The sequence below is a fragment of the Pseudomonadota bacterium genome (assembly GCA_018823285.1).
In the GTDB taxonomy this organism is placed as follows: Bacteria; Desulfobacterota; Desulfobulbia; order Desulfobulbales; family JAGXFP01; genus JAHJIQ01.
The window spans coordinates 154,313-168,110 of record JAHJIQ010000007.1; the positions used below are offsets into that span (position 1 = coordinate 154,313).

9 protein-coding genes and 1 tRNA gene are annotated in these 13,798 nt (G+C 53.5%); 4 read left to right on the forward strand and 6 right to left on the reverse strand.

All coding sequences use genetic code 11. The annotated features are described in order from the left end of the window. Nucleotides 1-11: 11 nt before the first annotated feature. Nucleotides 12-87, reverse strand: a tRNA-Lys gene (locus tag KKG35_02655). Nucleotides 88-452: 365 nt separating this feature from the next. On the opposite strand from KKG35_02655, the gene bioA reads away from it, so the two are divergent. Then, on the forward strand, nt 453-1,724 hold the full coding sequence (bioA, locus tag KKG35_02660) for an adenosylmethionine--8-amino-7-oxononanoate transaminase (protein ID MBU1737015.1): 1,272 nt from the start codon (nt 453-455) through the stop codon (nt 1,722-1,724). A gap of 85 nt (nt 1,725-1,809) precedes the next feature. Here the strand turns inward: bioA and KKG35_02665 are convergent, their stop codons facing one another. The 3 genes from KKG35_02665 to KKG35_02675 are packed head-to-tail and all read right to left on the reverse strand — an operon-like array spanning nt 1,810 to nt 6,893. Further along, nucleotides 1,810-4,143, reverse strand: coding sequence for an FAD-dependent oxidoreductase (locus tag KKG35_02665; GenBank protein ID MBU1737016.1), 2,334 nt, complete (start codon nt 4,141-4,143; stop codon nt 1,810-1,812). Between the two features lie 12 nt (nt 4,144-4,155). Then, on the reverse strand, nt 4,156-5,793 hold the full coding sequence (locus KKG35_02670) for a 4Fe-4S binding protein (GenBank protein ID MBU1737017.1): 1,638 nt from the start codon (nt 5,791-5,793) through the stop codon (nt 4,156-4,158). Then, on the reverse strand, nt 5,751-6,893 hold the full coding sequence (locus KKG35_02675) for a glutamate synthase (protein ID MBU1737018.1): 1,143 nt from the start codon (nt 6,891-6,893) through the stop codon (nt 5,751-5,753). The genes KKG35_02670 and KKG35_02675 overlap by 43 nt, the downstream gene beginning before the upstream one ends. Before the next feature lie 770 nt (nt 6,894-7,663). Between KKG35_02675 and KKG35_02680 the strand changes: the two genes are divergently transcribed. The 3 genes from KKG35_02680 to KKG35_02690 are packed head-to-tail and all read left to right on the forward strand — an operon-like array spanning nt 7,664 to nt 10,478. Beyond that, nucleotides 7,664-8,797: a Re/Si-specific NAD(P)(+) transhydrogenase subunit alpha gene (locus KKG35_02680; protein MBU1737019.1), complete on the forward strand. Its 1,134-nt coding sequence runs from the start codon at nt 7,664-7,666 to the stop codon at nt 8,795-8,797. Nucleotides 8,798-8,808: 11 nt separating this feature from the next. Further along, nucleotides 8,809-9,102, forward strand: a complete 294-nt coding sequence (locus KKG35_02685; GenBank protein ID MBU1737020.1) for an NAD(P) transhydrogenase subunit alpha — start codon at nt 8,809-8,811, stop codon at nt 9,100-9,102. Further along, nucleotides 9,099-10,478 carry an NAD(P)(+) transhydrogenase (Re/Si-specific) subunit beta gene (locus KKG35_02690; protein ID MBU1737021.1) on the forward strand — a complete coding sequence of 460 codons (1,380 nt, stop codon included), beginning with the start codon at nt 9,099-9,101 and terminating at the stop codon, nt 10,476-10,478. The genes KKG35_02685 and KKG35_02690 overlap by 4 nt, the downstream gene beginning before the upstream one ends. A 126-nt stretch (nt 10,479-10,604) precedes the next feature. Here KKG35_02690 and KKG35_02695 read toward each other — a convergent pair whose 3' ends face one another. Continuing rightward, a complete protein-coding gene (locus KKG35_02695; protein MBU1737022.1) occupies nt 10,605-12,686 on the reverse strand; it encodes an MtrB/PioB family outer membrane beta-barrel protein in 2,082 nt (693 codons plus the stop codon). Nucleotides 12,687-12,701: 15 nt separating this feature from the next. Further along, nucleotides 12,702-13,601 carry a DmsE family decaheme c-type cytochrome gene (locus KKG35_02700; protein ID MBU1737023.1) on the reverse strand — a complete coding sequence of 300 codons (900 nt, stop codon included), beginning with the start codon at nt 13,599-13,601 and terminating at the stop codon, nt 12,702-12,704. Nucleotides 13,602-13,798: the final 197 nt, after the last annotated feature.

The window sequence follows — 13,798 nt, forward strand, 5'->3', positions numbered from 1 at the left end:
TTCATTTATACTGGTGGGCCATGATGGACTCGAACCATCAACCTACTGATTAAGAGTCAGGTGCTCTACCAATTGAGCTAATGGCCCCTCGATGTTCAAGGGGTCTTTTCTAGCACAAGGCGATTTTTCCGTCAAGTTCTTTGCCGCCTGGAATGAGAATAATTTCATCTTATAATGTTTTATTTTCTAAATACAACAGCAAGAGTCATTTCCTGATGGATATCCGCTTCTTTTTTGTTGTTAATTCTATTAGTTTCAGAGGCGGGAGCCCCAAGCGTTAATGAAGAACACGGTAAGCAGCTAGCTGATCAATCGGCGGGCCGGGTCAAATTGAGAGACAGCTAGATTTTTCACTGTCATTCGGGACGTTTTGTTCTTGTTTCGTTGTTTATGTGGCGAATATTCAAGATGAAAAAATTTGTTGCTTTGAAGAGTTGAAGAAGGATGCGACTGTGGACAGGAAACGGATTGATGAATTGATCAGGATCGACCGGGAGCTCATCTGGCATCCCTATGCTGCCGCTCCGGCTACAGTTGATCCATACCCGGTCGAATCGGCCAGTGGCACCAAGCTCATGCTTGCCGACGGTCGGGAGGTCATCGACGGGATGTCTTCCTGGTGGGCGGCGGTCCATGGATACAATCATCCCGTTTTGAATGCGGCTGTCACTGAACAGCTGGGCAAGATGGCCCATGTCATGTTCGGCGGGTTGACCCATCAACCGGCAGTGGAACTTGCCCGAAAACTTGCCGAGATCACCCCCGGTGACCTTTCAAGGGTTTTTTTCTGCGATTCCGGCTCGGTTGCGGTCGAGGTGGCGATCAAGATTGCTTTCCAGTACTGGCTCTCGCTCGGGCGGCCTGAGAAAAACAGGCTTCTGACCATCCGCGGCGGCTACCACGGCGACACCTTCGGGGCCATGTCGGTCTGTGATCCGGTGTCCGGGATGCACGCCATGTTCGGCGACCGGCTGATGGCACAGTATTTTGCCGACATATTCCCTCCTGTCGATGCAGACCGGCTGGCGGATATGCGAAGCATTCTCGAAACCGAGTCACACAAGATTGCTGCGGTCATTATTGAACCGGTCGTCCAGGGTGCGGGCGGGATGCGTTTTTACCCGCCGGAGCTGGTCGCCGGGATCAGACGCCTCTGTAATGAATTCGGAGTACTCCTGATCGCCGATGAGATCGCCACCGGTTTCGGCAGGACGGGCAGGATGTTTGCCTGCGATCATGCCAATGTGACTCCGGATATCTTATGTCTTGGCAAGGCGATGACCGGTGGGTATCTGAGTTTTGCTGCAACCATTACCCGGCAAGAGATCAGTCAGGTTATTTCCAGTTGCGGCCTGCAGATGTTGATGCACGGGCCGACCTATATGGCAAACCCGCTCGCCTGCTCGTTAGCGCTGGCGAGTATTCGTCTTCTTGAGACGTATGATCTGTCTAAAATAATTAATAATATCGAGAGGTTGTTCTGGTCCGGATTGGAAAAGTGCCGCGAATTGCCAGGGGTAAAAGATGTCAGGGTCATGGGTGCAATAGGGGTGGTTGAAACCCATGAGAGGGTTGATGTGGCCAGAGTTCAGCAACGGGCCATTGAGAAAGGGGTATGGTTGAGACCCTTCGGCAATCTGGTCTATACCATGCCTCCGTTTATTATTCGTGATGATGAGCTTGCAGTGATTGCGGAGGCGATTTATTTCGCGCTAAAAGATTAGATCATTTGAATGCGATATGTCGTTGAATACAAAAAGGCCGATCTCGATGGAGATCGGCCTTTTTGCGGTTAAAGATGAATAAATATCAGAACGGCTGCAGGACCCAGATGCCGCAAGGGCAGGTGTCGGCGCAGAAGCCGCAGGCGATGCACTTGCTGTCGTCTGAAACGTAGCGATAGGAATCATCAAAAGTTTCTCTGGAGATGGCCTGGGTCGGGCAGATGGTCTCACAGAGATGACAGTCCCGGCAAGACCCGCAACTCAGGCACCGCTCTGCAACTTCCTTCGGTGATGCTGCCGGAAGAGGCAACGGCTCATAATGGGTGTGGGTCAGATCACACTGGGCGACGACATCCTTGACAAAAGGTTTGAATGCTTCCCCTTTGAAACGGGCTACGATCGCCTGGGCGGTGTTTTTCCCGGCCCCGAGGGCGTTGGTCGCAAGACCCGGTCTTTCCACATCGCCAACGGCCGAAATCTTGCTGTCGGAGGTGAGGCCTGTTGCATCACACCTGATCCAGCCGGCGCCGCCGACCGTTACAACCTCAACGGTATCAGGCAGGAATTTCAAAGCCGGTATATCGCCGATTGAGATGATTACGGTCTGGGCCGGGATCAGCTGGCCGGCAGCGTCAATCAGCCCATCCTTGGTGACTTCCTTGGTCATGACCGGCCATTTAAAGGTGGCGCCCAGGGCCTCGGCCGCTTCTTTTTCCTTGCCGAAGGCGAGGGGCTTCTGGATATCCACCAGAGTCACCTGATCGGCACCAAGCCGATATGCCTCGCAGGCCACGTCACAGCCGACGTTGCCTGCGCCGATGATCACCACCTGTTTGCCGATCTTCGGTGGTTTAGCGCCTTTCCCGTCCTTCAGGAAGTCGAGAGCCGGGATGACTCTTTCATGTCCGGGGAATGGAATGATGCGCGGCTGGTGTGTTCCCACGGCCACCACAACATGGTCGTACTCTTTTTTGAGCTTGGCGAACTTCTCCTTGGTCATGGTGACGCCGAAATTGACCTTGATGTTCTTTACGGAAAGAAAGCGTGCAATCTCAGAATCCCAGATCGCCTTCGGCAGCCGTTCCCAGGGGATAACCTGGGCGAGTTTGCCGCCGAGCTGGTCATCTTTTTCGAAAATGTGCGCTTCAACCCCAAGGCGGGCCAGTTGCCAGGCGGTGTTCATGCCGCCTGGGCCGCCGCCGATGATCGCTACTTTTTTGCCCAGTGATTTTGCTGCCTTGGGAGGCTTTGCATCCCGGGCGGCACGGCCGAGCATCTGGACGTCGATCTTTTCATCCACAACCTGGCGAGAGCAGTTCTGCATACAGAGGTTCGGGCAGATATTGCCGCAGACCGACGCGGGAAGCGGCGTATACTCCATCAGCATTTCGTAGGCTTCTTTTTCCTTGCCTTCCCGAAAGAGGCGTAAGCGATCGATGGTCGGAATGTGAACCGGGCAGTAATAGGCACAGGGTGCTGCCTTGTCACGGTTAGCCCAGAAGGGTTTCTTGCGGCGCAAATCGCCGGTTTCAATCATCCCGATAGGACTGCGGTCAAGACCTGGGGCGAGATCGCGGATCGGATCGCCGCCGCCGAAACCGGGGTTCCAGATCTTCTGCTTGAACTCAGCCATCGGCATTGGCCCGGAGAACATCAGGGCGCGTTCCTGGGGGGTGATGGCATCAAGAACCATCCATTCGTCCCGTTTGGAGAGTTTCTTGAGAAGCCTGGTGCGGCCGATCTCCTTCAGGTAGCCGGGCATCCGCTCCATCAACCATTGCCACTGTTCATCGGTGGGGAGAATCGCCTTGACATTGGTCTTTGAATAGGAGCCATCAGTTTTGCCGCGGTAAAAGATGGTGCCGCCAACCATCCCCACGCAGGGGCGGTAGCCGAGAACATTGTCGGGGTTTTTGGCATCGATACCGCAGACTACGGAAATCCCGCCGCAGTTGAATTCGGCAAAAGAGTCGCCGGTTGAGCCGAGAATCCATAACTCAGGGCGCTTGTACTCCGGGTTCCACTTGGTCATGGTCAGACCCCGGGCGCCGATGGAGCCGCCGATATAAATCTTCCCTTCGGCGGTGGCATTGCAGACCCCGTTGGTCGCATCTCCCTTGACGGTGATTTCTGCCCCGATGTTCAGGTAGCCCACGTCGTCTGAAGCAGAACCGTTGCAGACGATCTTGGTGCCGGGCATTCCCATGCAGCCGAGACGCTGGCCGCAGGGACCGTTGATCTCAATCTTGACCGGTTTGCCGCCGTTCTTCAGCCTGCCGCCGACATTATGCTGGCCATAGGTTTCAAGGATGAGATTGTCTGATTTTACAAACGCCTGCTGGACCAACTCTTCAAAGTCTTTGGAGCTGATACGCCGGCCGTTATCGTCACGCCCTTTTACCACAATTGCTCTTTTCATATCATGCTCCCCTTAACACACATACCGGATATTAAGCCGCTCAGCCGCAGCTTTATCGTTGATTCCCAAGGCATCGGACATGCCGATCGGCAGGCTCTGCGAACGCCCGAGCGGTGCCATGACCTTTTTCATTTCGGTCTGGATGGCCATAAAGGTCTCGGCAACCCGCTCCGCAACCTTGTCCGGATCGAGACGGCGATAGATTTTCGGGTTCTGGCTGGTGATGCCTTTCGGGCAGATGCCGATATTGCAGACATTGCAGCGGTTCCGTTCACTGCCAAGGCACCCTGCGGCCGACTGCATGATGAACTTGCCCATGTGGACGCCGGAAGCGCCGAGCATGATCAGGGCCATGCCGTTCTGGGTGACGTTGCCGTTCTTGCCGACCCCGCCCGCCGCAAAAAGCGGGATCTCGTTCTGTTTGCCCTGGGCGCAGAGGTCGAGATAGCATTCCCGGAGATTCGAGGCGATCGGATGCCCGGTGGCGTCCATACTGATGTTGTATGCAGCCCCGGTGCCGCCGTCGATGCCGTCGATCATCAGCGCGGACGCGTAAGGATTCCTGACCAGATTGTTCAGAACCGATTTGGCGGAGTTGGAGCCGGAGATCTTCGGATAGACCGGCACTTTGAAATTCCAGGCCATCGACATGGTCTGAATCATCTTCATCACCGACTCTTCAATGGAGTAAAGGGTCTGGTGCACAGGAGGCGAGGGGAGGTCGACGCCTTCCGGAACCCCGCGCAGACGGGCGATCAGCTTGCTGACCTTGAACCACATCAAAAGTCCGCCGTCACCGGGTTTTGCGCCCTGACCGTATTTGATCTCGATGGCGGCCGGGTCGCACTGCATTTCCGGGATCGCCCGGATGATCTCGTCCCAGCCGAAATACCCGGAGGCGATCTGCAGGATGATGTATTTCAGAAACGGGCTTTTCAGGACCCAGGGAGGGCAGCCGCCCTCACCGGTGGCCATGACTACCGGGATACCGAGCACTTCATTACAATAGGCAACGCCCTGCAGCAGGCCGAGCCACATATTCGGCGACAGGGCGCCGAAGGACATGGAGCCGATGATGAACGGGAAGATCTCCCGGACCGGCGGGATCCATTCCCCTGCGGCCTGTCTTCTGAGATACTCTTCCGGCGGGAGGACCCTGCCAAGCAGGGTGTTCATATAAAATTCGTGCCTGCCCGCATCGAGAGCGGGGTCGGTCAGCATCGAGATCCGGTTGAAAGAGATCTGGTCCAGCAGGTTCGGCCCCGGGACGTTACGGCGCCCACCCCTTGTCGGAGCCTGGCCGCCCTTGGTATTCACAAACCGGTGGCGGTCCGTTTCGTTGTGGACCGGGTGGATCGCCTCGTTTGGACAGACCATGGCACAGGAGCCGCAGCCGATACAGCGTCTGGCCGGATCGGTGTTCTGTCTGATGCCGACGAAGGTCTTGTAGGAGCTTCCCCTTTCACTTGAGGAAAGGACAAGTTTCGGCATGCGCTTGCGCATGTAGGTCAGTTTCAGGGTGTTGACCGGGCAGATTGCCGCGCACTTGCCGCAGAGGGTGCACCTGTCTTCGCGATGCTCAATGACCCAGGGCAGGTCGTTGGTGCTTAAGCTGCCTGGTTCAGAGGGAATTGATCGAATTGAGACCATATCACTAGCTCCTGTCTGTCTGGAGGAATAATAATTGTATGTTCACGCATGGGCTGGAAGTCTTTTGACTTGTCCCGATCCGGGATCATCGCATCGACGCCGCACATTTCCGAGGCGATTGCCCACTCGCCGGGCTTGCCGCCAACCGTTGCCGGCCTGAGTTTTTTGGCGTCCATGACCAGAATTGTTGTCTCATCGGCCAGAGTGCCGATAACCGCGTTGGGGCCGTCGATAATCAGGCGGCGGCAGACGTCACGGAGTCCGCGGAGAAATGTCCCTTGCGGATGGGCCGCCAGCTCATTGTTCTTGAGCGGGGTGATCACATGTTTGTATGCCTGGAGAGGCAGCTTGAGCTGCTTGGTCACATAATGAAGGATGTGGGCGAAGACTTCGGAGTCTGATTGATAGCCGATGTATCCCGGGTATCCTTTGCCGGTAAGCCAGTCCTTGATCGGGATAAAGGCGGTGTTTTCCCCGTTGGTCATGGTTGCCACGCCCTGGATGAAGAAGGGGTGACAGGCGTAGAGATTGATGCCCCAGTTGGTGTTCTGCCGTCCCTGGGCCATGCAGACCCTGCTTTTGATCCGGCCGCTCTGAAGTCCCAGGGCTTCACCGACCTCAAGGGGCCAGCCGACCTCCTTAATCATCACGACATCCGGCCACAATGAAAAGGCGGTGAGATCACCACCGTGCGCTTCTCCGTCCGCCCGCAGGGCGAGGCGGGCCATCATCAGTTCGTGCTCGATCTCTTCTTTGCCCAGAGAATCCCAGGCGCTGGGTTTTTTGTAAACCCGTAACACATATTTATATCTGTCTTTCGCCTCGATTTTGCTGAGATCAAGATCGAACTCATGATCGTATTTCAGCACGAATCCACGCTCATTCATCATTGAATGTAAACGGCCGAGAGCTTCTTCGGAGTGGGCGATGCCGGAAAGAATCGGATCTTCCGGATTGTACTTGTAATCCGTAAATGACAGGCCCCGCAACAGAAGGCCGAGGCCGCTGCCGTCATATCCTTCCTGCATGGCCTCCATGGCCGTCAGGATGGAATAGGGAGAAAAAGGCTCGTTTGCGGTTTTCATAGCTAACCGGCACATTTTTAAACTCCTTGTGGTTGATTCATTGTTTCTGAGTTGTGACACAGAAATTTGATGGCTTCGTATGAAGTATAAACCGCTTCATTTCAGCCAACGTTCATACCAAAAAAAAATCATTGGCACTCTTTGCTCGCCACGCCGTCTGCGCTGAGACCGGAAAAATCAGCGGAATAATATGCAGATACGCTGGATAAATAGCAAATCTCCAACCGGCGGGGGATGGCGGAATCAGCAAAAATACAACTGTGAAAAAAAGATGTCAAGGAAGAACGGCCCCATTTTGCAAGGGAGAGAAAATAATGGAGAAAAGAGGGGTTACTATTTATTGCGTCCTTGAATAATAAAGTATCAAGAATGGTTGTTGACGACTGTGGTGATCCTGACTGCCGGAGTTGAATTGTGGTCGTCCTGTATGTTTGCAAAGCCTTCCAGTAAAAGGAGAAAGCTGGAGTCGGCGGAGGGATTTTTGTCGTGCATTTTTATGGCAAGTGTGGTATCAGCTTTGGATTTTCACCAACCGGCCGAGAATATCGAGCACAATGTCGGATGGAATCTGCCGGCCTGTTTTTGTTTATTATATTGTCAGTTTTGTCATAAACGGTACTGTTTTGTCGGCATGTTTTCTGTCTGTCGATAAAAGTACCGACAAAATTAAACAGTTAATATTGTTAATGTTAGCCTGATTGGCTGTTTCGAACTCGTGCTTCCTGAGTGCGTGTGTCGAAGCCATTACTAATTGCCATACTGCATAAACGATAAGGAGCAGTCAAATGAAGATTGCGGTAATGAAAGAACTCCATGAAGGGGAAACAAGGGTTCCAATGATACCGCCGACAGTGGAGAAACTGGTCAAGCTGGGCGCTGCTATAGAGATTGAGTCCGGCCTTGGCTTGCCATGCAGGTATCAGGATAGTGATTATGAGAAAGTCGGCGCCACGGTCAACGGTGACCGAAAAGCCCTGATCAAGTCCGCCGACATCGTCTTAAGACTCAGAAAGCCCCCCATCGATGAAGTTGAATTGATGAAAAAGGGCTGTATCCATATCAGTTACCTTGATCCGTTCAATGAAAAGGATCTCCTGGAGAAACTGAGAACCTGCGGAATCAGTGCGATAAGCCTTGAGATGCTGCCGAGAACTACCATTGCCCAGAAGATGGACGTATTGAGTTCCCAGGCAAATCTCGGAGGCTATGTGGCAGTCATGCTGGGAGTTGAACAGCTTGACAAGATTTTCCCGATGATGACCACCCCGGCCGGAACCATCAAGCCCTCCAGGGTTTTTATTATCGGTGTCGGCGTCGCCGGTCTCCAGGCGATTGCCACCGCAAGGCGTCTCGGGGCAAGGGTTGAGGCTTTTGATACCCGTCCGGTTGTCGAGGAGCAGGTCAAGTCACTTGGCGCCAAATTTGTAAAAATTGATCTCGGCGAGACCGGGCAGACCAAGGACGGGTATGCCAAAGCTCTTACCGAGGAGCAGGTCCGGAAACAGAAGGAAGGGATGGCCAAGGCCTGTGCCCAGGCCGATGTGGTCATCACCACGGCCCAGTTGTTCGGCCGTCCCGCGCCGCGGATTGTTGACAAGGCCATGGTTGCCCAGATGCAGCCCGGCAGTGTGATCATCGATATGGCGGTTGAGACCGGCGGCAATGTTGAGGGTTCCGAGCTGGACAAGATCGTTGAGGTGGAAGGAGTCAAAATCGTGGGTCTTGGCAATCTGCCCGGCCGGGTTGCCCTCACCGCCAGCCAGATGTATTCCGCCAACCTGGGGAATTTCGTCGATCATTTCTGGAACAAGGAAGAAAAGAAATTCAACTTGAATCTCAAAGACGAGATCATCAAGGGCGCCTTGATGACCTACGAGGGTGAGATATTCAGTGAAACCTATAAAAGCATAGTGAAATAAGCGAGGACGAAATGGAAGCCGTATTTTTAACATTTGTATTTGTGCTATCGATATTTCTTGGGTTTGAGCTCATTTCAAAGGTGCCTTCAACTCTGCATACCCCGTTGATGTCGGGGTCAAACGCGATTTCCGGAATCACTCTGATCGGTTCCCTGGCTGCGGTGAAAACAGACAATGTGCAGATTGCCATCATCCTCGGCACTCTGGCTGTTGCCTTTGCCACGGTCAACGTGGTCGGCGGATATGCGGTAACCGATCGGATGCTTGGGATGTTCAAGAAAAAAGATGAAGGGGGGGCAAAATGAACATCATGACCCTGGGAATAAATTTTGTCTATGTCATTTCAGCCGTGATGTTCATTTTCGGTTTGAAGATGCTTTCTTCTCCGGCAACGGCCCGTCGCGGCAACCTGATTTCCGCGCTGGGCATGCTGCTAGCCATTGTGGTCTGCCTGATGAATGCCGGGCTTGATTACAAGTGGATTGCCCTCGGGGTATTTATCGGTTCGGTGATCGGTCTGGTGGCGGCATATAAGGTTGAGATGACCTCCATGCCGGAGATGGTCGCCCTGTTCAACGGGTTCGGTGGTATTGCGAGTCTGCTGCTCGCCTGGGGTGAGTATCATCAGCATCCCGAGCTTTCAGTTTTCATCGCCGTTGTTACGTTTCTGTCCGCTTTTATCGGCGGGGTGACTTTCTCCGGCAGTATGGTTGCCTTCGGCAAGCTCGCCGAGAAGATCAGCAGCAAGGCTGTGGTATTCTCCGGCCAGCATATCGTCAATGCCCTGATCCTGATCACCGCCATCGGTTCCGGCGTTATCTTCGCCATGAATCCTGCAGACAATTATGCCTTTTTCATGGTCATCATCGCGGTTTCCCTGATCTTCGGTGTGACCTCGGTCATTCCGATCGGCGGGGCCGACATGCCGGTGGTTATTTCTCTGTTGAACAGTTACTCCGGGATCGCCGCCTGTGCCGCCGGTTTTGTGGTCAACAACAACCTGCTGATCGTCGCCGGCGCCCTGGTCGGGGCGAGCGGGATCATTCTGACCAAGATCATGTGCAAGGCCATGAACCGCTCGTTGGGCAACGTGCTCTTCTCGGGGTTCGGCTCCAAGGTCCAGGCGGCTGGTGACGGCCCTCAGGGCGAGATCAAGCCGGCCACTGCCGAAGATGTCTACTACATCCTTGAAGCGGCCGACACGGTCGCCTTTGTTCCCGGATATGGCCTGGCGGTAGCTCAGGCGCAGCACGTGGTCTGCGAACTTGGTGAGTTGCTTGAGGCAAACGGCACCGAAGTGATGTATGCCATCCACCCGGTTGCCGGCCGGATGCCGGGACATATGAATGTTCTGCTGGCCGAGGCCAATGTCCCTTATGACCAGCTGGTCGAGATGGACGATATCAATCCGAAAATGGACACCATTGACGTCTGTGTGGTCATCGGCGCAAACGATGTTGTCAATCCTGCTGCGCTCAATGACGAAGGGAGTCCGATCTACGGCATGCCGATCATCGAGACCCACAGGGCAAAAACGGTTATCGTCCTGAAGCGTTCCATGAACCCCGGTTTTGCCGGGATCCAGAACGCCCTCTTCTTCGGTGAGAACAGCAGGATGTACTTTGGCGACGCCAAGGCTTCGATCCAGGCGCTTGTCGCCGAGTTTAAAGGAGCGGAATAGTTCTCGTCCGTATTTGAATATGAAAAAACCCGCCGGGGAACTTCCCCAGCGGGTTTTTTTGTGCAATGAGTGCAGGGAAGGGGATGCCGATCATCGACGTCCCCTTTCTTTTTCATGTATTATGTGTCAGTTTCCGAAAGTTGCCGACAACATGATGTAGGCGATATCAACCTTGTAATCCTGATATGAGTAAGCGCCACTCAGGGTGTCGTCAGTTCCGAAGACCAGGGTGTAGTCGTTGAACAGGGCATCGTTGTAATCATACTGCTCGTGCATGTACCCTACGGTAAGGGCCATGTTTTTCTCGATATTGTAGATGCTCTTCACGTCGAACACGATCTTGGTGTAATCATCGATCTCGGCATGGTCGACAACTGCGGTGCCGTCTTCACGGGTCAGGTCGGTATCGCCATCGTTTTTCTGATACGCCCAGGAGACCTTCAGGTTCATCTTGTCGGCGATGACCGGCAGGAGTGTCGCAACACCGTAGGTTTTGAAATCACTGCTGATGACACTGGTCCAGTTGAAGTTGGTGGCATTGCTGGTCCCAGCCGGGTCCGTCAGGGCTGAGTTGTTGGCGTATTGCCTGATCCTTGAGTCTGCCTCGGTCGTTTCATAGCCTGCAAAGCCACTTAAAGTGACCTTGTTTGGCAGACGCCACAGAACATCGCCATAGACTTTATGAGCGGTATCTTCCTTGCGGCCCAAAGTGGTCTGGTCGTAGTCATTGGTCACATATGTGTAGTCAAAGCCAAGATCAACGGAGTCGACCGGATAGAGCTCCAGGCCAAATCCAACTTTGTCCTGGCTTTTGTCGGTGGCGTCGAAACGGCGGAGATATTTCTCAATCTCTGCGTCAACATTGACTGTCCCGTCGTTGTTCAGGAAGTTAGCAGAAGTGTCATGATAGTCAGCCTCTCTCTCCATCCGCTGATAACTGGCCTTGATGGTCATCAGGTCAATGGCGCTGTTTTTCGCCTTGAGATGAAAGATATTGTCGGTGGTTTTTTCGAGATCGTGGCGTCCGTACCTCTCGACACTCAGGTACTCGATACCCGCATCAAGTTTTGTTCGCTGCGGCAATCTGATCCCGCCCTCAAGACCTGCGTTCTGCTTGGTATAGGCCTGCAGATGGTTGCCGGTGCCAACTGTGATCAGGTTGTCGGTGTAAGAGATTGCAGTTGAATCATTCGATTTTTTCTGGTGGGTCAGAAAAACCTTGGTGTCAATTTTGTCTGTCGGTTTTGAGTTCAACGCCGCAGAAAAAGAGTTGTAGGTGATGTCGCCGTCAAAGTCGGTGGTGTTGAGCCCGGTAGGCAGCGCAGTCTGGTTGGTTTCGGCAGCGGTTATTGAGCTTTCCAGTTTAGCATGGCTCAGGTGGACACCCAGGGTGGAGTCGGCCGGGAGATGGTACCAGGCCAGATCGGCGAAAATCTTCCGGTAATAATTGTCCGGAGCAAGGACGTTGGTGTTGCCGAGAGTGCCGGCTGCGCCGATAATATCCTCCCACTGCAGATAGAGATTTTCATTGGTGAACTTGCTGAGTTGCAAGGTCAGTGAAGCGGCCATTGCTTTTGACTTGTAGCCGAATTTCGCTGACGTGTCGGTGGTGACATAGTCGACAGGTTCCGGAATTTCCAGGGAATTGCTGTGGTAGCCTGTGCCAAGAGGTTTGAGCCCGGTCTTTGCTTCCCGGCTGGCCTTGATGGAGGTAAACAGCCCTTCGCCGAGGTAGGCGCCGAAGTCAATGCCTGATTTTTCCCGTAAGGTGGAATAATCAAAATGCTGCCAGGTGCCGGTGGCCACGCCGCCATTCACCCCAACCAGGTTGTTGGTGCCGATATTGGTGAATGGAGTGCTTGAGTCATAGGATAGATTATGGATCAGCTTGTTATGGTAAAGGGTGTATTTGTATTTCCCGAAATGATTGGCCTCAAGGGCCAGCTCCTGGTCGTCCTGGTCCAGATTTTTAGCGCTGATACCCAGGTCGTGGGATGGCTTGAACACATCGACGGTCATCGAACCGAAGGCGTCATTGTTCATATCCCGGTATTCTTCAAACTTGGCACTGTTCTGGTTGATGCCGCTTGAAAGCCTCATTCCGGCGTCCAGCTTGACGGCAACCGATTCGTCCGCGGTTGCTAATGCGGGGGTGACAAAAAGAAAGAGTGCAACAATACTGAAATCTCTCATGTGTTTTTTCTTCATTGTAAGATCCTCCCCTTATCTCGCGAAACCGGATTTTTGGAAAAGTGAACTGCCGTGAATCATGTTGTGGCAGTTAATGCATCCCCTGGCGACAACCCTTCTGCTGGGTGTGCCGGCAAAAGTGCTGGAAGCATCATAGATGGTTCCAGGATGTCTGGACCAGTCGTGACAGTCCTGGCAGAGGTTGGGGATCTTTTCGGTCATGAGCTGGGCATGCCTGCTGCCGTGCGGGGAGTGACAGATCACACAGCTTTCCTCAACGGGCGGATGCTCCCAGATAAAAGGACCGCGTTTGTCCGCGTGACACTGGTAGCAGAGCTGGTTGACGTTTTCCGCCTTGATCATATGGTGGGAAAGAGTGCCGTGCGGATTGTGGCAATCCGAGCATTTGACCTTGCCTTCAATAATCGGATGGTGAGACTGTTTGTTGGAATCAACCCGCACATCACGGTGACAGCCAAAGCAGGTGTCCGGCTGGGAAACGACTTGTTTTTCCTGATGAATTTTGTGACATGAAACGCAGGCGACATCGTTTTTGCTGTGGGAACCCATGTCCCACAAGGTGAGAATGCTCGCCCCGGCGTGGCAGGAAAGACATCTTGCGCTCTGTTCTTCGGCGGATTGCTTCGAATCCTTGCCGAAGGTGATGATCGTGTGCTTGCCGGGATCATCGGCGTGTTTATCGGCCGAACCATGGCATGAACTGCATTCTGAACCGGTTGCCTGGGCCATCCACGAGCGGCCGTGAAAGCTTTTGTCGAACTTTGCCGCGACTTCGTCGTGACACTCTTTGCAGACCCCCCAGTCTCCAGCCGAGACGGGTGGCGCACTCATGAGATTCAGGCCGAAGGCGGCCAGAAATCCCATCGCCAGAATAACGAGTTTTTTCCAGGTGATAATGACGTTCATCTGCATGTCTTCCTCCCCCGTAATAATTTATGATGCATTTCAGCCCACTATGGGATGCGATGCATATAATCAGTGTCAGGTGAGAGAAAAAGCAAAGTCAAGTAAATATTTTTTTAATCATCAATTAATTGCTGGAATTACTTAAAAAATACTTACCTGTGTCGGGATGGCTTCAAAAAATATAAGGGGGCAATATGGGTACG